Annotated in this window: 14 protein-coding genes; 4 read left to right on the forward strand and 10 right to left on the reverse strand. The window is 67.5% G+C overall.

Annotated features, from left to right (window positions below; genetic code table 11):
* Positions 1 to 86: 86 nt before the first annotated feature.
* Genes PJB24_RS03110 through PJB24_RS03130 form a run of 5 tightly spaced genes read right to left on the reverse strand, consistent with a single transcriptional unit; the run spans position 87 to position 6,367 of the window.
* Positions 87 to 1,268: a thiolase family protein gene (locus PJB24_RS03110; protein ID WP_273842596.1), complete on the reverse strand. Its 1,182-nt coding sequence runs from the start codon at positions 1,266 to 1,268 to the stop codon at positions 87 to 89.
* Between the two features lie 10 nt (positions 1,269 to 1,278).
* Complete coding sequence (locus PJB24_RS03115; RefSeq protein ID WP_273842598.1) at positions 1,279 to 3,645, reverse strand: 3-hydroxyacyl-CoA dehydrogenase/enoyl-CoA hydratase family protein; 2,367 nt, start codon at positions 3,643 to 3,645, stop codon at positions 1,279 to 1,281.
* Positions 3,642 to 4,148, reverse strand: a complete 507-nt coding sequence (locus PJB24_RS03120) for a DUF4442 domain-containing protein (protein WP_273842601.1) — start codon at positions 4,146 to 4,148, stop codon at positions 3,642 to 3,644. Before PJB24_RS03120 ends, PJB24_RS03115 begins: the two co-directional genes overlap by 4 nt.
* Positions 4,141 to 4,551: a PadR family transcriptional regulator gene (locus PJB24_RS03125; RefSeq protein WP_273842602.1), complete on the reverse strand. Its 411-nt coding sequence runs from the start codon at positions 4,549 to 4,551 to the stop codon at positions 4,141 to 4,143. Before PJB24_RS03125 ends, PJB24_RS03120 begins: the two co-directional genes overlap by 8 nt.
* Positions 4,552 to 4,570: 19 nt before the next feature.
* Positions 4,571 to 6,367, reverse strand: coding sequence for an AMP-dependent synthetase/ligase (locus tag PJB24_RS03130; protein WP_273842604.1), 1,797 nt, complete (start codon positions 6,365 to 6,367; stop codon positions 4,571 to 4,573).
* A gap of 142 nt (positions 6,368 to 6,509) precedes the next feature.
* Between PJB24_RS03130 and PJB24_RS03135 the strand changes: the two genes are divergently transcribed.
* On the forward strand, positions 6,510 to 7,712 hold the full coding sequence (locus PJB24_RS03135) for an acyl-CoA dehydrogenase family protein (RefSeq protein WP_273842606.1): 1,203 nt from the start codon (positions 6,510 to 6,512) through the stop codon (positions 7,710 to 7,712).
* A 111-nt stretch (positions 7,713 to 7,823) separates the two neighbouring features.
* On the forward strand, positions 7,824 to 8,846 hold the full coding sequence (locus PJB24_RS03140; protein ID WP_273842609.1) for a zinc-binding dehydrogenase: 1,023 nt from the start codon (positions 7,824 to 7,826) through the stop codon (positions 8,844 to 8,846).
* A gap of 81 nt (positions 8,847 to 8,927) precedes the next feature.
* Here the strand turns inward: PJB24_RS03140 and PJB24_RS03145 are convergent, their stop codons facing one another.
* Together PJB24_RS03145 and PJB24_RS03150 are read right to left on the reverse strand one after the other, a co-directional pair.
* Positions 8,928 to 9,809 (reverse strand): sigma-70 family RNA polymerase sigma factor, encoded by an 882-nt coding sequence (locus tag PJB24_RS03145; protein ID WP_273842611.1) that lies wholly within the window; start codon positions 9,807 to 9,809, stop codon positions 8,928 to 8,930.
* A 296-nt stretch (positions 9,810 to 10,105) separates the two neighbouring features.
* A complete protein-coding gene (locus PJB24_RS03150; RefSeq protein ID WP_273842612.1) occupies positions 10,106 to 11,983 on the reverse strand; it encodes a transketolase in 1,878 nt (625 codons plus the stop codon).
* 139 nt (positions 11,984 to 12,122) lie between these two features.
* On the opposite strand from PJB24_RS03150, the gene PJB24_RS03155 reads away from it, so the two are divergent.
* A complete protein-coding gene (locus tag PJB24_RS03155) occupies positions 12,123 to 12,617 on the forward strand; it encodes a GFA family protein (protein ID WP_273842615.1) in 495 nt (164 codons plus the stop codon).
* A gap of 1 nt (position 12,618) precedes the next feature.
* Here the strand turns inward: PJB24_RS03155 and PJB24_RS03160 are convergent, their stop codons facing one another.
* Both PJB24_RS03160 and PJB24_RS03165 read right to left on the reverse strand, forming a co-directional pair.
* A complete protein-coding gene (locus PJB24_RS03160) occupies positions 12,619 to 15,195 on the reverse strand; it encodes a LamG-like jellyroll fold domain-containing protein (RefSeq protein ID WP_273842617.1) in 2,577 nt (858 codons plus the stop codon).
* A gap of 12 nt (positions 15,196 to 15,207) precedes the next feature.
* Positions 15,208 to 17,838 (reverse strand): LamG-like jellyroll fold domain-containing protein, encoded by a 2,631-nt coding sequence (locus tag PJB24_RS03165; RefSeq protein ID WP_273842618.1) that lies wholly within the window; start codon positions 17,836 to 17,838, stop codon positions 15,208 to 15,210.
* A gap of 232 nt (positions 17,839 to 18,070) precedes the next feature.
* On the opposite strand from PJB24_RS03165, the gene PJB24_RS03170 reads away from it, so the two are divergent.
* Positions 18,071 to 19,363 carry an aldose epimerase family protein gene (locus PJB24_RS03170; RefSeq protein WP_273842620.1) on the forward strand — a complete coding sequence of 431 codons (1,293 nt, stop codon included), beginning with the start codon at positions 18,071 to 18,073 and terminating at the stop codon, positions 19,361 to 19,363.
* A gap of 36 nt (positions 19,364 to 19,399) precedes the next feature.
* Here the strand turns inward: PJB24_RS03170 and PJB24_RS03175 are convergent, their stop codons facing one another.
* Positions 19,400 to 20,821, reverse strand: a complete 1,422-nt coding sequence (locus tag PJB24_RS03175) for an RtcB family protein (RefSeq protein ID WP_273842622.1) — start codon at positions 20,819 to 20,821, stop codon at positions 19,400 to 19,402.
* Positions 20,822 to 20,831 lie beyond the last annotated feature (10 nt).

Genomic DNA, 20,831 nt, shown 5'->3' on the forward strand with positions numbered 1-20,831 from the left:
CCATCGAGGGGTCTCCCAGGGTGCAGAAGGGCATAAAAAGCGGGGAGGGTGGCTCCCTCCCCGCCGGGGCGTGCCTGGGAGGCGGGCTAGCTCTGCAGGTTCTCGAAGATACCTGCGGCGCCCATCCCGCCGCCGATGCACATCGTGACCATCCCGTAGCGTGAGCCCCGCCGCCTCATCTCGTGGATGAGCTGGATGGTGAGCTTGGTGCCGGTCGCACCCATCGGGTGGCCGAGCGCTATCGCCCCGCCGTTGACGTTGGTCTTCTCCAGATCCAGGCCGACCTCCCGGATGACGGCGAGCGCCTGCGCCGCGAAGGCCTCGTTGAACTCGATGAGGTCTATCTGATCGAGCGAGAGCCCGACCTGTTTCAATACCTTCGGGATCGCGACCGTGGGGCCTACGCCCATCACCTCGGGCCTCACCCCGCCGACAGCGAACCCGAGGAAGCGCGCCAGGGGCTCGAGGCCCCGCCGCTCGGCCTCCTCCCGCTCCATGACGACGACCGCCGCCGCGCCATCGCTCCGCTGCGAGGAGTTCCCGGCCGTGACGGTCCCGCCCTGCTGGAAGACGGGCTTCAGCTTCGCGAGCGCCTCGGCGGAGGTGTCCCGGCGCGGCCCCTCGTCACGCCTGAAGGTCGTCTTGTGGTGGCGCACCTCCCCGTCGTCGTCGACCCAGCCGAAGGAGACCTCGAGCGGTACGATCTCCTCGTCGAAGAGCCCGGAGTCGACGGCCTTCGCGGCGAGCGTGTGGCTCCTGAGGGCGAACTCGTCCTGATCCTCCCGGGAGACGCCGAACTCCCTGGCGACCTGCTCGGCGGTGAGGCCCATCCCCATGTAGACGGCCGGGTTCGTCTCGACCAGCGCCGGGTTGGGGGCGAAGTTCGGCATCTCCAGCGTCGAGGACATGTGCTCGACCCCGCCCGCGACGATCGTCGTGGCATGTCCGACCATGATCCTCTCGGCCGCGATCGCGATGGTCTGCAGCCCCGAGGAGCAGAAGCGGTTGACGGTCTGCGCCGGCACGCTCTCCGGCAGGCCGGCGCGCATCGCCGCGAGCCGCGCGATGTTGTACCCCTGCGTCCCCTCGGGCATCGCGCAGCCGTAGATCACGTCCTCTATCTCCTGCGGGTCGAGCCCCTCCGCCCGGTCCACGGCCGCGCGTATCGGCGCGGCCGCGAGATCGACCGGGTGCATCTCCCTGAGCGTCCCCCGCGGCGCCCGGCCGACCGCCGTGCGCGCCCCGGAGACGATGACCGCTTCCTTCATCCTCCACCTCCTAGTTTCGGACCGGCTTCCCGGTCTTCAGCAACCCCGCTATCCGCTCCTGCGTCTTCTCGTTCCCGAGCAGATCGAGGAAGGCCTCTTTCTCCAGCGAGAGTATGTACTCCTCGGTGACCCACTGCGGGCCGGTGATGTCCCCGCCGGTCATCACCCACGCGAGCCTGGAGGCTATGACGCCGTCGTACTCGGTCGCGTAGCGGCCCCACTGCATGGTGCGCACCGCGAGCTCGAGCGCGGCGCGGGCGGCGGGCCCGGCGGCGTAGACGCTCTTCTCGCGAACGGGAGGAACGTATCCGTCGGCGAGCTCGAGCGCCTCCCTTTTGGCCGCGTGGACGAGATGGTCCGCGTTCATCACGACGCGGTCGTCTTCATCGAGGAAGCCGAGCTCGCGCGCCTCGAGCGCGCTGGTCGAGGCCTTCGCCGTCGCCATCGTCTCGAACGCCCGCTGCAGATAAGGCAGCGGCGGCACGGAGGACGAGGTGATCTCGCGCGAGACGAGCCTCCTGACCATCTCTTTGGTCCCGCCCCCGGCCGGGATGAGGCCGACCCCGGCCTCCACCAGGCCCATGTACGTCTCGCCCGCGGCGACCACACGGTCGGAGTGCAGGCAGATCTCGGCCCCCCCGCCGAGCGTCTGCCCGTGCGGGGCGGCGACGACGGGCTTCGGGGCGAAGCGGAAGCCCATGAGCAGCCCGTGCAGTGCGTCGATACTCCGCCCCACCTCCTCCAGCGCGCCGTTCTTCACGGCGTGGGCGATCTCGCCCAGGTTCGCCCCGACGCAGAAGTTGCGCGCCTCGCTGGCGATGACGAGCGCCTCCCAGCGCCCGCTCTCGAGCTCCTCGAGCGCCCGGCAGCCCATCTCCACCACCTTCTGATCGATGGCGCTCGCCCGGGAGTGGATCTCGTAGCAGAGCACCCCGTCCCCGAGGTCGAGCAGGCTCGCCGAGTCGTTGCGCGCAACCTCTTTACCCTCCTCGCGCAGGGCATCGAGCGATATCTTCAGCGGGTCCTCGCGCACCGGCTCGTAGCGCTTCGAGAGCGGGCTGTACTGCAGCTCCTTCGTGCCCTCCTTCCTGTAGAAGCTCTCGTTGCCGGAGGAGAGCATCTCCTCGACCCAGCCCGCGACCTCGATGCCGAGCGATCGCATCCGCTCTGCGGTCTCCCTGACGCCGAGGAGGTCCCACGTCCGGAAGGGCCCGGCCTCGTGCCCGAAGCCCCACTCCATCGCGTGGTCCACGTCCTCGAGGGTGTCCGAGATCTCCGGCACCCGCCGCGAGGCGTAGGCGAGGTCGGGAAGGATCGTGTCGCGCAGCATGCGGGCGTGGCGATCCTCGTCGGCTTTGTGCATGATGAAGCGCAGCCTCGCCCCGAGATCCCCCTGCTTCCACGCCTCCTCCGCGAGCGGCACCTCCGGGTTCTCCGGCGGTTCGTACTCGAAGGTCTCGAGGTTCAGGACGTCGAAGACGGTCCTCCCGTCGCGCTTCGTCCTCCTGTAGAACCCCCCGCCGGTCTTGATGCCGAGCAGGCCCCTCTCCTGCATCTCCTTGAGAAGCGGCGGGACTTTGAGCTGCTCGCGCGACTCGTCCTCCGGGACGAGCTCGTAGAGGTTCTCCGCTACCCCGACCGCGATGTCCAGCCCCACCTGGTCCATCAGCCGGAAGGTCGCGGTCCTGGGGCGTCCGATCAGGGGACCGGTCAGCGCGTCGACCTCCTCGATCCCGAAGCCGTTCTCGAGGAAGTAGCGGATCGAATTCATCCCCGAGAAGCTGCCGAGCCGGTTGCCGATGAAGTTGGGGGTGTCCTTGGCGATCACACCGCCCTTGCCGAGAACGCGCTCCCCGAAGGTGCGCACCTCCTCGACGAGCGCGGGGTCGGTGTCTCTGGTCGGGATGATCTCGAGCAGCTTCAGGTAGCGCGGCGGGTTGAAGAAGTGGGTCCCGAGGAAGCGCCTCCTGAAGCCCTCGCTGCGGCCCTCGGCGATCTTGTGCAACGGTATCCCGGAGGTGTTCGAGGAGAGGACGGCCCTCTCCGGCGCCAGCTTCTCGACCCTCGCCCACAGCTTTTGCTTGGGCTCGAGCCTCTCCACTATCGCCTCGACCACCCAGTCGGCCTCGGAGAGGCGCCCGAGGTCGTCCTCGAAGTTCCCGAGGCGGATGCGCTCCGCGACCCGCCCGCTCATGAGCGCCGCGGGCCGCGCCTTCCTCATCCGCTCGAAGCCGGCCTTCACGACAGCGTTCCTGTCCTCGCCTTCCGCGGCGATGTCGAGCAGGTCGACCTCGAGCCCGGCGTTCGCGCAGTGGGCGGCGATCGCCGCGCCCATCGTCCCGGCCCCGAGTACCGCTACCCTGCGTATGTGTCTCATCTGCCTCCTCCTGACTGGTCCTGCGACCGATCCCCTGCGGAGACCGGCTTCCTCCTCACGTAGACGGTCTTCTCCACCCGGGCGTGCACCACCCCGGCGGCATCCCTCAGCTCCACGGGGTACGTCCGCTCCACCGGCGCCCCGCCCTCCGCGGCCCTCCGGACGGCTTCGACCTCCTCCCCGCTCAGCCGGAAGCGGGCGTAGAGCGTCTCCCGGCCGGGCTTCTCGTAGAGGACCTTCGCCGCCCGGTCCCAGACTATGTACCCGCTGCCGAGGTTTTTGATGAGCATCAGCGCGTAGAAGGGGTCCACCGCGGCGTAGATGCTGCCGCCGAAGATCGTGCCGAAGTAGTTGCGCGTGCGCCATCCGAGCGGCAGCCGGATCTCGACCTCCCGCCAGTCGCCGGAGATGCGCATGACCCTGCCTCCCGTCCCCCGGTAGGCGGGGTAGAAGTTCATCCCGATCCTGAAGAGCCGGCTCGCGAGCGACTCCGGTTCAGCCATAGATCTCCTCGTGCAGCCGCTGCGCCACCTCTATGACCCGCAGCAGATGCTCCTCGAAGCGCTCTTTTATCTCGGCGTACTTCTGCTCCCCCCTCGGCGTGATCGTGTAGAAGCGCCGGCTGCGGGTCTCGGGTTTCTCCCACTCCCCGACGATGTACCCCTTCTCCTCCAGCCGCCGCAGGAGCGGGTAGACGGTGTTCGGCGAGACGCTCATCGACCCACCGGAGAGCTCCTTTATCTGCTGGATGATGCTGTTGCCGTACTCGGGCTTCCTGCGGACGAAGTGCAGGATGAGAAGCGGGAAGATGCTGCGGGTCTTGACCTCGCTGAGCAGTATGTCCCGCGGGCTCGCCGGGGCTTTCCCGGCTCTCTTCCCGCTCCCCGTGGTGGTCGTATCGGGCATCCTCCCCCTTCCTCGGAGCCTACGACTGGTAGAGGCTCTCTATCTCCCTCGCGTAGCGCTCGCGCACCACGTGCATCCTGACCTTGAGCGTCGGGGTGAGCTCCCCCTCCTCGACCGAGAGCTCGCGCGGCAACAGCGCGAACTTCTTGGGCCGCTCGTAGGGGGCGAACCGGCGGCAGGCCTCCTCGATCTCCCGCCCGACGATCTCCCGGCAGCGCTCGTCCCGCGCGAGTCTTTCCCCGCCGTCGTCCACGCCGAGCGTCCGTCGCACGGCGTCGTAGTCGGGGACGACGAGCGCCGCGACGTACTTCCTCCCGTCCCCGACGAGCACGGCCTGCAAAACGTGGGGCTGCGCGGCGATCGCCGCCTCGACCGGCTCCGGCGCGACGTTCTTCCCCGTGGAGAGCACGAGGATGTTCTTGAGACGTCCGGTGACCCGGAGGCACCCATCCTCGTCGAGCTCTCCCATGTCTCCGGTGCAGAACCACCCGTCTTCGGTGAACGCCTCGCGGGTGGCCTCCTCGTCGTCGAGGTAGCCGCCCGTAACCCCGGGACCTTTCACCTGTATCTCCCCCTCCTCCGAGATCCTGACGGAGGTGCCGAAGATCGGCGGCCCGACGGCCCCGAAGCGCGGGACCGGAAGCCGGTTGCAGCAGATGACGGGCGAGGTCTCGGTGAGACCGTACCCCTCTATTATCCTTATCCCGCAGGCGTAGAAGAACTCGCCGACCTCCTGCTCGAGCTTGGCCCCGCCGGAGACGAAGCAGCGCACCCTGCCACCGGTGGCCTCGCGCACCCGGCGGTAGACGAGCTTATCGTAGAGCGCGAGCCGGGCCCTGAGCAGGGCCCCCGGCTCCCGCCCCTCCCTCTCGAGGCGGTACTTCTCCCTGCCGGCCTCGACCGCCCGCTCGAAGAGGGCCCTGCGCAGCGGCCCGCCCGATTCTCCCTGCTCGCGCACCCGCTCGTACATCTTCTCGTAGAGCCGGGGCACGCAGAGCATAAGGGTGGGCCTCACCTCGCGCAGGTTCTCCGGGATCTTCTCCATCGACTCGGCGTAGTAGGTGGTCGCGCCGACGTACAGCGAGAGGAACTGGCTGCAGGTGCGCTCGAAGACGTGCGAGAGCGGCAGAAACGATAGGAAGACGTCCTCGCGCACGACCGGGAGCGCATCCCGGATCCCCTCCAGGTTGGAGAGGATGTTGCCGTGGGTGAGAACGGCCCCCTTCTGCCGCCCGGTGGTCCCGGAGGTGTAGATCACCGTCGCCACGTCCTCCCGCCGCAGAGAGCGCCAGCCCTCCTCCCAGGCATCCCCGAGCGGCTCCTCTTCCCCGAGCGCCTCGACCTCCCCGAAGGAGAGCACCCCAGTACCCCCCTCCATCGAGACGAGGTGCGAAAGGCCCTCCCCGGCCTCCCTCACCTTGCGCAGCAGCTCCTCCCCCTCGACGATCGCCACGCCCGCACCCGAATGCCCGAGGATGTACCCGATCTGCTCTTCCTCCAGCGTCGGGTAGACCGGCACCACGACGCCCCCGAGGCTCTGCACGGCGAGGTCACCGATCGGCCACTCCGGACGGTTGCCCGAGACGATCGCGACCCTCGACCCCCTCCCGACCCCGAGCCGGGCGAGACCCGAGGCGAAGCGCTCCACCCGCCGCCAGAAATCCCCGTAGCTCAGAGGACGCCACTCTCCCCCCTCCCTGCGCACGAACGCAGCCTTCTCCGGATCCGCCACCGTCCTCTCGTACAGCGTCTCGACCAGCGCCGGTCTCTTCTCGCCCCCGACGTAGGTCGTGCCAGCCTCCTGCTCCTTCTGCATGTGACAACCTCTCCCTGACCCTGTAGAATGTTGTCACAGATGATAATAACACGTATGATAGTTTCAAGGAACCCTGCTGGTCTGCGGGGGCGTGGTAGAGTGATCTGTCGACGAGAGAGGATCGCGAAGGAGGAGAGTTCTGGTGATTGCTGACGTATCGAGCTCGTTGGGGACCGATTTCTACCTTCTGGACGAGTTGCTCACGGACGAGGAGCGGCAGGTCCGGCAGAAGGTCAGGGACTTCTGTGACCGGGAGGTCATCCCGGTCATAAACGAGTACTGGGACAAGGCAGAGTTTCCGTTCCAGTTCGTGGAGAAGTTCGCCGAGCTCGGGATCGCGGGCACCAGCATAAAAGGCTACGGGTGTCCGGGGATGAGCCACGTGGCCGAGGGGCTCGTGGGAGCGGAACTCGCGCGGGGGGACGGGAGCCTCAACACCTTCTTCGGGGTCCACTCCGGGCTCGCCATGGGTTCCATCGCCATCCTCGGCAGTGAGGAGCAGAAGCAGCACTGGCTGCCGCAGATGGCGCGGATGGAGAAGATCGGGGCGTTCGCGCTCACCGAGCCCGAGCACGGCTCCGACGCGGTCGCGCTCGAGTCGAGCGCCGTGCGCGACGGCGATCACTACGTCCTCAACGGGCACAAGAAGTGGATCGGGAACGCCTCCTTCGCCGACGTGATCGTCTTCTGGGCCCGCGACGCGGAGGACGGGCAGGTCAAGGGTTTCCTGGTCGAGAAGGGAACCGAGGGGCTCTCGACGAGGGTCCAGACCGGCAAGACCGGCAAGAGGGCCGTCTGGCAGGCGGAGGTCGAGCTGAAAGACGCCCGGGTTCCGGCCGAGAACAAACTCGAGCACGCAAACTCCTTCAAGGACACCTCTAAGGTGCTCACCGCGACCCGCTACGGCGTCGCCTGGGAGGGCGTCGGGCATGCCCTCGCCTGTTACGAGGCCGCGCTGCAGTACGCTAAGGAGCGCAAAGTCTTCTACCGGCCCCTCACCAACTACCAGCTCATCCAGAACCGCCTGGCGAACATGCTCGCCGAGCTCACCCACATCCAGCTGATGTGCCTCAGGCTCGGCCAGCTCTTCGACCAGGGCAAGATGACCGAGGGGATGGCCTCGCTCGCCAAGATGAGCGTCGCCAGGAAGGCCAAGCAGATCTGCGCCGACGCCCGCGACATCCTCGGCGGCAACGGCGTCCTCCTTGAATACCTGGTAGGCAAGCACCTGGCCGACATGGAGATCGTCTACACCTACGAGGGCACCGACATCGTGCAGTCCCTGATCGTCGGGCGCGAGATAACCGGTGTGCAGGCCATAGCGCCGAGCCGCAGGGGTCAGTAAGGCTTTGCTCTTCCGGCGCCGGGGCGTCTTTCGGGGCGCCCCGGCGGTTACTCTTCTCCTGCCTCCGGGCAATAATGTGTGGCGTGACCTTTCCACGAAGAGGGAGGATGCATGAAAGCAGTGATCCTGCGCGAGCTCGGAGGCCCGGAGAGCCTCGCCTACGAAGAAGCCCCCGACCCCGAACCCGGCCCCGGAGAGACGCTCGTCCGGCTGCGCGCGGCAGCTTTGAACCGCCGCGACGTGTTCGTGACGCGCGGGCTCTACCCCGGCGCGAGGTCCGAGGCCCTGCCGGTCATACCCGGCTCCGACGGCTCGGGCGAAGTCGTGGCGCACGGAAGCGACGGCGCCGGCGGGCTCCCGCCGGAGGGGAGCGAGGTAGTGATAAACCCCGCACTCTACTGGGGAGATGACGAGCGCATACCCGGCAGGGACTACCGCATCCTGGGTCTCCCCGACGATGGCACCTTCGCCCAGCTCGTAAAGGTGCCCTCGGAGAACGTCTTCGAGAAACCCGCCCACCTCACCCACGAGCAGGCGGCGGCGGTTCCGCTCGCCGCGCTGACCGCGTACCGGGCGCTCGTGACCCGGGGCAACCTCCAGCCGGGCGAGACCGTCGTCATCCCCGGCGTCGGGGGCGGCGTCGCCACCTTCCTCGTGCAGCTTGCCTCCGCCCTCGGCGGGCGCGTCTTCGTCACCTCCTCGAGCGCAGAGAAGGTCGAGAAGGCGAAAGAGCTCGGCGCCGAGGGCGGGGTCACCTACGAGGACGAGAACTGGTCGCGCACGCTGCGCGAGATGACCGGGGGAGTGGACCTCTCGGTCGACTCGGTCGGGGGGGAGATCTTCGACGCGCTGCTCGCGCTGGCCAGACCGGGGAGTCGGATCGTCACGTTCGGGGCGACCGCGAGCCCCAAGGTCTCGCTCACGATGCCCCGCGTCTTCCTAAAACAGCTCGACGTGCTCGGCACCGCCATGGGCACGAACCGCGAGTTCGAGGCGATGCTGAAGCTCTACTCCGAAAAGGGTCTCGAGCCGCTGCTGGACCGCACCTTCCCGCTGGAGGAGACGACCGCCGCCATGAACCACATGGAAGAGGGAAGCGGGATGGGAAAGATCGTGCTCGAAATTCCCTCCTGATCTCCTGGAAGCGTAAAAGCCGCAGCACGAAGAGAGGGGCCCCTGGCGGGGCCCCTCTCTTCGTCCCTGTTGGATCGGCGCTCAGGCCGCGGCGCTGCTCGAGCGCTTCGTACCGTTGCCGCCGAACTCGCCGGCCCGCAGCATCTGCTCGGCCTCACGCTGCAGCTGCCGCACCCGCTCGCGCGAGACCCCGAGCTCGTCCGAGAGCTCGGCGAGCGTGGCCGCCTTCCTGTCGTCGAGGCCGTAGCGACGGATCAGGACGTAGCGGTTGCGCTCGGGCAGGCGCCGGATCATCTCACCGATGCGCGCGGCCTCCATGCCCTGCACGACCCTCTCCGGGGTGTTCGAGGCGGCCTCGTCCTCGATGAACTCCCCGATCTCGGAGGCGTCCTTCTCCTGGCTCAAGGGCTGGTTGAGGCTCGTGGCGTCGGGCATCGCGCTCTTCACGTCCCGCACCTCTTCCGGCGTCCAGCCGACCCTCTCAGCCACCTCCTCGTCGGTGGGTTCCCGCTCGAGCTCGGCGGAGAGCTCGTTGTACGCCCGGGCCATCTTCCTTATCTTCTCGGTCATGTGCACCGGTACCCGGATGGTGCGCCCCTTGTCCGCAACCGCCCGCTGCACGGCCTGGCGGACCCACCAGGTGGCGTACGTCGAGAAGCGGTAGCCCCGCTCGGGGTCGAACTTCTCCACCGCCTTCATCAGCCCGATGTTGCCCTCCTGGATGAGATCCTCGAAGGGCAGCCCCATCCCCCGGTACTTCTTCGCCACCGAGACCACAAGCCTGAGGTTCTTCTCTATCAGCCTCTGGCGGGCCCTCCTGTCACCCTTCTTGGCCCTCCTGGAGAGTTCTATCTCCTCCTGGTGGGTCAGGAGAGGACCGGTGTCTATGTGCGCGAAGTAGCTCGGGAGCAGCCCCGGAGCCTCCTCCCTGTTTACCGTCCGCCGCTCGCTGGTCTTTTCCATCTTCCCTCCTCGTGGTATAAAATCTGTGTTCGGGTTGCAGTTCTCTTTTTACCCGCGGGAGCCTCCCGCGCAATCCTTTTTGCGCCTCCAGAAGAGAAGGAGATCACATCCGGCAACGAGCCGGCTTACGCGGGTTTCCATCCGAGCCGTTTTCCCGAGAGATCGGTAGGGCTTTCAGCTCCCCAGAGCCAGATATTATATCTATTTGAACCCGTTTGTCAAATCAAGCAACGCCCCTGGGCCATCGGGCTCCCGATGGCCCAGGATTTAGGGTTGGCGCCGGGCCGGGAGAGAGCCTACCCGGAGAGCACGGCGAGTTCACGGACGGCCGCGGCGATGCCCTCGGCGTCTATACCGGCCTCGTGGAGTAGTTCGTCCGGGGTACCGGAGCCCGGCATGTTCCTGACGGCGAGATGCCGGAACTGCAGGGCGTCACCGTCCTCAGCGAGAGCCGAGAGTACGGCCTCGCCGAGCCCGCCTTCGGGGTGATGGTCCTCGGCGACCACCAGCCTGCCACCGGTGACGCGGGCGGCTTCGCGCAGGGTGTCGGCGTCGATCGGCTTCACCGAGTATGCGTCTATGACCCTGACGTGGATGCCGCTCTTCTCGAGCTCGTCGGCGGCCTCAAGGGCCTCGTGCACCGTTATTCCGGCGGCCACCACCGCGACGGCGTCTTCGTCGGAGGACCGCAGGACCCTGGAGCCGCCAACCGGGAACTCTTCATCCGGGGAGTAGATCACCGGGGTATTGCCGCGGGTGGTCCTTATGAAGCTGATGCCCTTCGTGTCGGCCATCTCGGCGACGAGCTTCGCGGTCTGGTTGGCGTCGCAGGGATAGAGGACGGTCGAGCCGTGCACCGCGCGCATCATCGCGATGTCCTCGAGCCCCATCTGCGAGGGGCCGTCCTGACCGATCGAAACACCCGCGTGCGAGCCGCAGAGCCTGATGTCCCCCTCGGAGATGGAGGCCATCCTGATGAAGTCGTAGGCCCGGGTCAGGAAGGCCGCGAACGTGGAGGCGAAGGGCGCGTATCCACGCACGTTGAGCCCGAGGGCCGCCGCGATCATCTGCTGCTCGGCGATGAACATCTCGAAGTAGCGGTCGGGATGGGCATCGGCGAACTCCTCGGAGTGGGTCGAGTTGGAGACCTCGCCGTCGAGTGCGACGACCTCGGGACGGGCGGCACCGAGCGCCTTCAGCGCCTCGCCGTACGCCTTGCGGGTCGCCACGGAAGAGCCGACTTCGTAGGTGGGCAGTTCCAGGGCGCCCGAAGGAGCCGCGCCGCCGTTCGTCGGAGCCGTCTCCGGTTTGTTCACCTCGACGACGATATTCCCCTGGCTGCCTATCTCCCGCAGTGCCTCCTCTTCCCGCTCGGGGTCGAGCGGCTTGCCGTGGAAGCCGTTCTTGTCCTCGACGAAGGAAACGCCGCGCCCTTTCCTGGTCCTGGCGATGATGAAGGTCGGCTTCTCATCCTGTTCCAGAGCTTCGGCGTAGGCGCGGTCTATCTGCTCGACGTCGTGGCCGTCTATGGTGATCGTATGGCAGCCGAAGGCGCGGGCGCGGGCCTCGTAGTGCTCGCCGTGCCAGCCGTCCATGGTCTCGCGGGTCTGCCCGAGACGGTTCATGTCCAGGATGGCGATCAGGTTGGAGAGCCTGTAGTAGGAGGCGTGCTGCAAGGCCTCCCACATCGAGCCCTCGGCCATCTCCGAGTCGCCGCAGAGCACCCACACGTGGTAGGGACGCTTCTCGAGGTATCTGCCCGCGAGAGCGACCCCGACGCCTATCGGGAGGCCCTGTCCGAGCGAGCCGGTCGCCACGTCCACCCAGGGGATCGCCGGAGTGGGGTGCCCCTGCAGACGGCTCCCGAACCTGCGGAAGGTGAGAAGCTCCTCGTCGGTGATCGCGCCGGCGGCCTTGTACATAGAGTAGAGCAGCGGCGAGGCGTGGCCCTTGGAGAAGATCAGGTGATCGTTGCCCGGGTTGTCCGGATCGTCGAAGTCGTAGACGAGGTACTTCTCGAGCAGCACCGCCATGAGATCCGCCGCCGACATCGACGACGTCGGGTGCCCGGAGCCCGCCGCGTGGCTCGCCCGCACGGAGTCCGCCCGCAGCTGCTGCGCCAGGGCGTGCCAGCGCTCGGCTCTTACGGCCGGCGTGCCCGTCTGAGATGTCACGTTATCGCACCTCCCGCTTCTGGTTTTGATATCCGCACCGTATGTTTAACGGTTTATCTACCCGCCGGGACGGCCAGCGAAAACCCGTCGGTTACAGGCTACCATCAAAGCGAGGTACGGTCCGGACGAGAGGAGGAACATGAGGCTCACGGGTTCATGCCACTGCGGGGCGGTACGGTTCACCGTCGAATCGCAGAGTCCATACCCGTATCAGGCGTGCTACTGCAGCATCTGCCGCAAGACGGCCGGTGGCGGCGGCTTCGCGATAAACCTCGGCGCGGACTACCGTACGCTCGAGGTCGAGGGCAGGGAGAACGTCACCGCCTTCCACGCCAAACTCTACGATCCGGAAGACCCGGAGAACTACGAGGAGAGCCCGGCCTGGCGACACTTCTGCGGCCGCTGTGGCAGCGCCCTGTGGCTCTACGACCCGCGCTGGCCGGAGCTGGTGCACCCCTTCGCCTCGGCGATCGACACGCCGCTCCCGAAGCCCCCGGAGCGCTACCACATCATGCTCGACTTCAAGGCCCCGTGGGTCGAGGTGCCGGAAGGAGAGGGGGAGCGGCACTTCGAGAGGTACCCGGACTCCTCGCTCGAGGAGTGGCACCGGCGCCACGGCCTCTACGACGCCTGAGTCACCTCCCCGACCGGTAGAGCTCCCTGACCTCGGGGGTGGAGAGGGCGCGGTCGTAGACGTGGACTTGGTCTATCCGACCAGACCAGAAGTCCACCTGCTGCCCGCCGTACTTTGCGCGTCCGATGACCGTGTGTCCCGGGGCGGCCTCGCCGGGGCAGTAGCCGATCATGCCGACCAGGTCGCCGTCGACGTACAGTTTGATCCTGCTGTGGAACGCATCCCTCACCCCGACCAGGTGGTACCACCGCCCGGTCTCTGGTGGCTCTCTGTCCAGGGCCCGCCCGGAGACGGTGCTGAAGGCGAAGCGGTCGTCGGCCCCCGAGTACTGCAGGAAGAACTCGCTCGCGTTCTCGCCGTCCTGGCTGACGGCGGTGTGGAAGCCGTCACTGTCGTCGAGCAGGACCCAGGCGGCCACGCTGTAGTTGCCGGTGGTATCCAGGATGCTCACGCCGGTGTCCACCCACTGGTTCTGCCCGTCGAAATGCAGCGCAAGACCCGTACGTCCGTCGGTCCAGTCGGGACCGTTCACGAGCGTGGCGGTGTGCCCGTTGCCCGAGGCGTCTGCGGTGGAGGACCCGCTCCCCTCCTCGAACGGCCAGAAGCCCACGCCGGTGAGACCGGGCGTGCCGGGCGGCGGGGGTTGGGGTTTCTCGACGCTGCCGGAGGCGGCTATCACCTGGTGGTTGGCCTCCCGCACCCGTCCGACGTCGGGCTTCAGAACCTTCCGGTCGTAGGTGAGGAGACCGTTGATCTCGGTCTCCACATCGGTGGTCTGGGTGTAGACGGCGGCGGAGAGGCCGCAGCGTTTCTCAAGCCTCTCGACCTGGCCGAGAAGCCCGGCGTAGCGTTCGGTCAGTTGGGCAGGGCTCGTCTCGGTCTCGTAGGCGTGGTTTCCCTTCTCGGTCCACAGGTGTCCCTCGACCAGAAGACCAAGCCCACCGAACTCCCCGACCACGGAGGCCCGCCCGTCGTCGGGCTGCGGGGCGGGTCCGGGACCGACGTAGTTGTGCAAATCGAGCACGTCACCGTCGTCCCCCGCACAGCCGCAGACGTTGGTGCCGCTCATCTCGTCCACCAGACGGCTCGGATCCCAGCCGGAGACCATCCTGGAGACGCGGGCGGCGTCGAACTCCCCCCACCCCTCGTTGAAGGGCACCCACATCACGATCGAAGGGTGGTTGCGGTAGCCGTCGACCATCCGCCTGAGCTCCCGCAGAAACTCCTCCTGGTCGGCCGGTGTGGGCTCGCGGCCGGTCGGCATAGAGGGCATGTCCTGCCAGACCAACAGCCCGAGCCGGTCGGCGAGGTAGTACCAGCGGTCGGGCTCGACCTTGACGTGCTTGCGCACCATGTTGTAGCCGAGTTCCCGGGTCTTCTCGAGGTCGAACCTGAGCGCGTCCTCCGTCGGGGCGGTGTAGATCCCGTCCGGCCAGAACCCCTGGTCGAGCGGCCCGAGCTGGAAGATGAACTCTCCGTTTATGAGGATATGCGGCCTCCCGCCCACCTTTCCGAGCGAGACGGAGCGCATCCCGAAGTAGCTCTCCACCTCGTCGGCCGCGTGTTCTCCGCCCCTGCCTTCCAGCAACCCGACCTTCAGGCCGTAGAGGAAGGGGTCGTCGGGGGACCAGGGACGCGGGTCGGACACCCGCAGCCTGAGGGGGCGGTTCGCCGGGCCCGTGACCGAGCCGACGCGTCTCTTCCCCTCGTAGACGGTGGCCTCGACGCGCGCGCCCGCGGAACCCCGGGCGCGGACGGTGAGCCACAGGGTTTCCGACCCGACCTCCGGCCTCATCTCGAGACGCTCGATGTACGTCGTCGGTACCGGCTCCATCCAGACGGTCTGCCAGATGCCGGAGGTGGGGGTGTAGAAGATCCCGCCGGGACTCTGCAGGGCGTACAGACGCTGTTTCCCGAGCGGCTGACCGCCGTCGTCGGTGGGATCGTAGACTTCCACGGCAAGCTCCTGCTCACCTTCGGGGTGCCCGCTCCTGCCGGTGCGCAGCGCGTCCGTCACGTCGAAGGTGAACCGGTCGTAGCCACCCCGGTGCCCACCCACCGCGTGCCCGTTCACCCAGACCTTCGTCTCGTAGTCCACCGCGTCGAAGTGCAGCAGCAGGCGTCGCCCGCGCCTTCCGATACCCCAGCGTTCGGGGACGAGAAAGCGCCTGCGGTAGAACATCCGGCTCTCGTGGCGCATGATCCCCGAGAGCGCCGATTCGACGGGGAAGGGGACCAGTATCCGCTCTGGGAGGTCGCGGCCCACCGGCGGCCCCTCTCCCTCGCTCGCGGCGGCGAACTGCCAGACACCGTTGAGGTTCAGCCACTCGCGGCGCACCATCTGCGGCCTCGGGTACTCCGGATGTACGTTCTCCGGTGAGACCCTGTCGGTCCAGGGCGTCGAGATCGGCGGCTGTTTGGGCTGCCAGCCGGTCTCCTCCGGGCGGGCGTAGATGCCGCGCCCGGTATCGGCGACGGCCACGGGCCCGAGAAACCCGGCCCCGGCCGCCACCCCTGCGGCTCCGGCCCCCTTCAGGAAGTCACCCCGGCTGATGAGTCCCCTCGAACGCTCCTTCATCTTCCCCCCTTCCTAGCGGGCCTCTATCCGGAAGACCGTCACCGAGATGGGCGGGAACTCGTGATGGAAGGTCCTGCCCACCCGGATCTTCCTCCTGACCGGCGCGACCTTGTCCGGGTCGGAGAGTGTGTTCTGGTCGCTCCCGCTCGCCGAGGTGAGGACGGTGGCAACGGCCTCCGGCCGCACCCTCTTCACGCCGTCGAGCACGACGCGCATCGTTCGCGGTGAGCCTGAAGCGTTGACCACCTTCAGGTAGATCGTCCCGCGCCGTTCGTCGCGGCTCGCGACGTACTGCAGGTCGGACGCCCTCCCGGCCGAGGCGTAGACGACGTCCGAGTTGGCCTGCGGGTCGTCGGCCGGGAGGCGGGAGAAGGCGAAGGTGCCGGTATCGTCCCGCTTTTGCAGGTAGAAGGCGCTCACCTGATCCCCGTCGATGCTGACGAAGGTCTGGTAGCCGCCGGTGGAGGCAAGGTTGACCCACGCGGCGACCGTGAAGCTCCGGCTGGTGTCCACCACCGGGGCCGGCACGTCCACGTACTGCCCGGAGCCATTCAACGAGAGCGAGCAGGACCCGACCCTCCCCGCCGCCCAGCCGGCGCCGTTCTCGAGCGTCCCGTCGTGGCCGTCCGCCGAGTCGCGGGCGACCGTGCCGCTCCCCTCGTCGAACTTCCACCATCCGGCGAGCCCGCTCCCTGAGAGCTTCCTCACCTCTTCGTCCCCGAGCGCCCGGGCGTAGAGGCGCACGTCGTCTATCCGGCCGTCGACGAAGTCGACCTGGTTGCCGGAGAACTTCCCCCGCCCGATCGCGGTGTGCCCCCGTCCACTCCAGGCTCCGGAACCCGAGTAGGGGACCGAATCGTAGAGCGTGCCGTCCACGTAGAGCCGCAGGTTCTCCGCCTCCCCGTCGTAGACCCCGGCGAGGTGGTACCACCGGCCGGCCTCGGGACTCGATATCACCGGCTTCTCCGGCCCTTCCACCGGCAGCACGACGTCCCCGGTGTTGTTCGAGAACATCCTCTGCACGTGGTAGGAGGGGGAGCCATAGCTGGATAAGGCGTCGTAGCCGATCAGGTTCGTCGGCCACTGGTTGTGCCCGACGCGGACGAAGAGTGGTGCGTAGGAAGCCATCACGACGAGGTCGGAGTTGCGCTCGAGCCCGGTCATGAACGCGGCCTCCCCCACCGCCGCCTCGAGCGTCCCGGTCGGGCTCCCCTCCGTCGCGGCGTACTCGCCGACGAAGATCTTCGTGCCGTCGCGCGGCGCCTCGTCGTAGCGGCGGGCGTTGTCCACGAAGAACCGCGGCGAGTTGTAGTAGTGCTCGTCGAGTACGTCCATCGGCCGGCTCTTCACCGGCGTCGTGGCGATCACCTGTATGTGCGGATATCTGGCCTTGATCGCGTCGTAGAACATCGGGTATCGGTACTCGTCGTAGCTGCCCGAGGTGTCGAAGAAGTCTTCGTTCCCGACCTCGACGTACCTGAGGTCGAAGGGCTCGGGGTGCCCGTCCGCAGCCCGCCGGGCCCCCCACCTGCTGCTGGTGGGCCCGGTGGCGTACTCTATCTCGTCCAGCGCACTCTGCACGTAGGGCCCGAGTTCCTCGCGCGGCACGACCGTGTGATCGAGCGTGTACCCCGCCCACACGCAGAGGACCGGCGTGGCCCCGAGATCCTCGGCGAGCTGCAGATACTCAAGCAGCCCGAGCCCGTCGTCGGACCAGTATCCCCAGGCGGTGTTCTGGTGCCCGGGACGCTCCCAGGGGGGCCCGATGCTCTTCTCCCAGTCGAAGCGGCTCTCGATCGTCTGTCCTTCGAGATAGTTCCCGCCGGGAAACCGCAGGAAACCCGGGCTCAGGGCCTCGAGCCTGTGCATCAGGTCCACCCGGTTGCCGTTCTCTTCTCGCCGGTAGATGGGCGGGAAGAGCGATACATACCCGAGCCAGAAAGATTGCCCCGCCGGATTTTCTCCTCCCCGGCCCCCGGCATATACGACGAGCCTCGCCCCCGAGGTCGGCCGCGGCGCCCCCCGCACACCCATCCTCACGGTGTGCATGCTCCAGTTCTCCCCCAACCGTCCGGTCGTCCCGCGCGCGTAGACGACCCCGCCATCCGGACTCTCCACCGCAACTTCTAGCGGCCCGCGGAAACCGGCCGTGGCCCGCGCGAAGATGCGCGCGGTGTAGGTCATGCCCCGCCTGACCGGCACGCCCCAGTAACCCTCGTTCGCAACCCCAAGTCTGCCCCGCCGACCGAGATCCCGCACGTCCACCCTGAGCGAACGCCGGTGCGCCTCGTTGAGCGGCTCGTCGGGATCGAGCGCCATCCCTCCCCGCGCACCCCCGTCCCTCACCAGCGACCAGTGGACCGGCTCGTCCGGATCCTCGTCGAAGCTCCGGTTGCGAATCAGCTCCCCGTACAGCCCCCCGTCACCGGCGAAGTTGATCTCCTCGAAGAACACCCCATACAGCGTCCGCGGGATGCGCGGCCCCTTCCTCGACGCCTCGACCCGCAGAACATCACCCGTGGTAGCCGCCCCGGCCCTTCCAGCTCCCCCGAACAGAGCCATCCCGGTGATCCCGGCACCACCGAGCTTGAGAAAACCCCTCCTGCTGAACCTCCTCCTCCACAACCCACCCTCAACGCTCATCATCTCCCCCTTCCTTCGTTCCCCCATCGGTGAGAACCGGTTCACATTGAATCACATCTTTCAACAAAAAACAACACCATATGCCCTTTAACAGCACTCACTCCCTCAAAATACGCCCTGCTGGCGGGGGTTCGCGGGTGCGGGGCTGAGGAGTCTGTTGTGTATTGTTTGATTCGCGGAGTTCACTGTGTTCTAATGTTGCATGGCAGGAGATCAGGGGAAAGGAGAAGAGATGGAGAGCGGCAGCGGGTCTGGACCGTCCGGCATGAGCCGGGGTGAGTTTCTCAAGGCTGGAAGCGTGGGGCTCGCCGGTGCGGCGTTTCTCGCGGCCGGCACCCCGGCGGAGGCGGCGCGCAAGGGATCGGCTGCGCCCCGGCACGGAGGCGGGCACCATCACGGGGGGAGCCTCGGCGTAAGCCGGGAGCTCTGGGGGAGCGCGCACGGCGAGGACGTCTATCTGTACACGCTCACCAGCGGTCGGCGGATGACGGTCAGGATCTCGAACTACGGCGGGGTGGTACAGTCCATCTGGGTGCCGGACCGGGCGGGGAGGGTCGAGAACGTGGCTTTGGGCTTTCCGAAGCTCGAGGACTACGTCAACGACTTCGAGAACCAGCCCTGGCCGGCCGAGGGAGGTTCGGGGGACACGTACTTCGGGGCGATCATCGGTCAGTATGCCAACAGGATCGCCAATGGGCGGTTCACCCTGAACGGCAAGACCTACCACCTGCCGCAGAACGACGGCTCCAACACGCTGCACGGCGGGCCCGACTCCTGGAACACCAAGGTGTGGGACGCAAGCACCGGGAAGGGGAAGGATTACGTGGAGCTGGCCCTGAGCCACACCTTCCCTCCCGACTTCAACGGGTTTCCCGGTCAGATCCGGGCGACGGTGACCTACAGGCTCACCCGGGAGAACGCGCTCTACATAAACTACGAGGCAAAGAACATCTCGGAGACCGACACGGTCATAAACCTGACCAACCACACCTACTTCAACCTGGCTGGGGAAGGCTCAGGGGACGTCTACGACCAGCTGCTCAGGATCAACGCCGACCGCTACACGCCGATAGACGAGAACCTTATCCCGACGGGGGAGCTCGCTCCCGTCGCCGGCACCCCGTTCGACTTCCGCAGGATGAAGCCCATCGGGCGCGACATCCGCGACGGTGACCCCCAGATAACCATAGCCCACGGCTTCGACCACAACTTCGTGCTGAACGGCTCGGGAATGCGGTTGATCGCTGTCGCCGAAGATCCGCGCAGCGGGAGGGTCCTCCTCACCTACACCGACCAGCCCGGCGTGCAGTTCTACACGGGGAACTTCCTCGTCGGGGATCTGGTGGGCACCGGCGGCAGGACCTACCGGCAGACCGACGGGTTCACGCTCGAGACCCAGCACTTCCCCGACTCACCGAACCAACCGGGCTTCCCCTCGACGGTGCTGCGGGCCGGGGACACCTTCACCTCGACGACCGTCTACAGGTTCGAGACCGCGGGGCGCGGGCTTTCGCACCACCGCTAGGCTCCACCCGCGCCGGGCTACGCCTGGGGCCCGTGATCATCCCTTCACCACGATCATGGGCCTCAGGCGGGCCACCTTCTTCCCGATGCCCGCCGCGTCGGTGACCTCCACCACCTCGGCCGCGTCCTTGTAGGCCTCGGACATCTCCTCGTCGACGGTGGCGCGTCCCGCCGCACGCACCAGGATGCCGCGTCTCTCCAGCTCCCCTATGAGATCACGGCCCCGCGCCGCCTTTTTGGCCCGGCGGCGGCTCATCCTGCGCCCGGCCCCGTGCGCGCTCGACCCGAAAGTCTCGCGCATCGCACCCTCGGTCCCGGCGAGCACGAAAGAGTAGCGCCCCATGTCGCCGGGCACGAGAACGGGCTGCCCATAGGAGCGGTAGCGCTCCGGGAGCTCGGGGTTTCCCGGGCCGAAAGCCCGGGTCGCGCCCTTGCGGTGCACCAGAACCCTCCTTCCCCCGTGCTTCTCGAACTTCGCGTTGTTGTGCGCCAGGTCGTAGAGGACGCGCAGGGACCCGCCGAAGCCGGTCCTCTCGAAAGCCCGGCGTACGTGGTGGGTTATGAGCTGGCGATTCGCGAAGGCGAAGTTGGCCGCGGCCGCCATGGCCCCCAGGTAGGAGCGCCCCTCCGGGCTGTCTATGGGCGCCGCCGCGAGCTGCCTGTCGACCAGTTCGATGCCGTACTTCGGGGCCACATCGAGGAAGCGCTCCACGTAGTCCTGGCAGACCTGGTGCCCGAGCCCGCGCGACCCGGAGTGGATGAGGACCGTCACCCTCCCCTCCTGCAGGCCGAACGCCGGGGCCGCCTCCCGGTCGTAGACCTCGTCGACGTACTGTACCTCGAGGAAGTGGTTCCCCGAGCCCAGCGTCCCGAGCTGGGAAGCCCCGCGTTTGTAGGCCCGCTCCGAGACCGCCTCAGGATCCGCCCCCGGCAGCATGCCCCGGGACTCGACGTTCTCGAGGTCGGCCGGATCCGTGTAGCCGCGGTCCACCAGAGCCCGCGGCCCCTCGTGCAGGATGGCGGAGTGCTCCCTGCGGCCGAGCCCCAGGTCTCTCCTGCCCCTCCCCACGCCGGAGGGCACGGCCGCAAAGAGGGCGTCCGCCAGCTCGCGGGCCCGGGGCACGAGATCCTCGCGCTCGAGGTCCGAGACCAGGAGCCTCACCCCGCAGTTGATGTCGAAGCCGACCCCGCCGGGGCTCACCACGCCCTCTCCCCCCGTTTCGAAGGCCGCGACCCCACCGATGGGGAAGCCGTACCCCCAGTGGACGTCCGGCATCGCCAGCGCCGGCCCGACGATCCCCGGGAGCGTGGCCACGTTCTCGAGCTGCTTCAGGGAAGCGTAGTCTTCGGCGGCGAGATCCGAGAGGATACTCTCCGAAGCGTAGAAGACGGCTTCGACCCGCATCGCGCCCTCGCGCGGTATCCGGTACCTGTTCTCGGAGAGCCGCTCGAAGTTCATCGCAACCTCC

The sequence above is a fragment of the Rubrobacter calidifluminis genome (assembly GCF_028617075.1).
GTDB classification, from domain to species: Bacteria; Actinomycetota; Rubrobacteria; order Rubrobacterales; family Rubrobacteraceae; genus Rubrobacter_E; species Rubrobacter_E calidifluminis.

Coding starts and splice junctions, on each gene's coding strand:
- PJB24_RS03115 (WP_273842598.1), bottom strand. CDS start 3,645: ATGAGACACATACGCAGGGTAGCGGTACTCGGGGCCGGGACGATGGGC.
- PJB24_RS03175 (WP_273842622.1), bottom strand. CDS start 20,821: ATGAACTTCGAGCGGCTCTCCGAGAACAGGTACCGGATACCGCGCGAG.
- PJB24_RS03165 (WP_273842618.1), bottom strand. CDS start 17,838: ATGAGCGTTGAGGGTGGGTTGTGGAGGAGGAGGTTCAGCAGGAGGGGT.
- PJB24_RS03155 (WP_273842615.1), top strand. CDS start 12,123: ATGAGGCTCACGGGTTCATGCCACTGCGGGGCGGTACGGTTCACCGTC.
- PJB24_RS03130 (WP_273842604.1), bottom strand. CDS start 6,367: ATGCAGAAGGAGCAGGAGGCTGGCACGACCTACGTCGGGGGCGAGAAG.
- PJB24_RS03125 (WP_273842602.1), bottom strand. CDS start 4,551: ATGCCCGATACGACCACCACGGGGAGCGGGAAGAGAGCCGGGAAAGCC.
- PJB24_RS03160 (WP_273842617.1), bottom strand. CDS start 15,195: ATGAAGGAGCGTTCGAGGGGACTCATCAGCCGGGGTGACTTCCTGAAG.
- PJB24_RS03120 (WP_273842601.1), bottom strand. CDS start 4,148: ATGGCTGAACCGGAGTCGCTCGCGAGCCGGCTCTTCAGGATCGGGATG.
- PJB24_RS03140 (WP_273842609.1), top strand. CDS start 7,824: ATGAAAGCAGTGATCCTGCGCGAGCTCGGAGGCCCGGAGAGCCTCGCC.
- PJB24_RS03170 (WP_273842620.1), top strand. CDS start 18,071: ATGGAGAGCGGCAGCGGGTCTGGACCGTCCGGCATGAGCCGGGGTGAG.
- PJB24_RS03110 (WP_273842596.1), bottom strand. CDS start 1,268: ATGAAGGAAGCGGTCATCGTCTCCGGGGCGCGCACGGCGGTCGGCCGG.
- PJB24_RS03145 (WP_273842611.1), bottom strand. CDS start 9,809: ATGGAAAAGACCAGCGAGCGGCGGACGGTAAACAGGGAGGAGGCTCCG.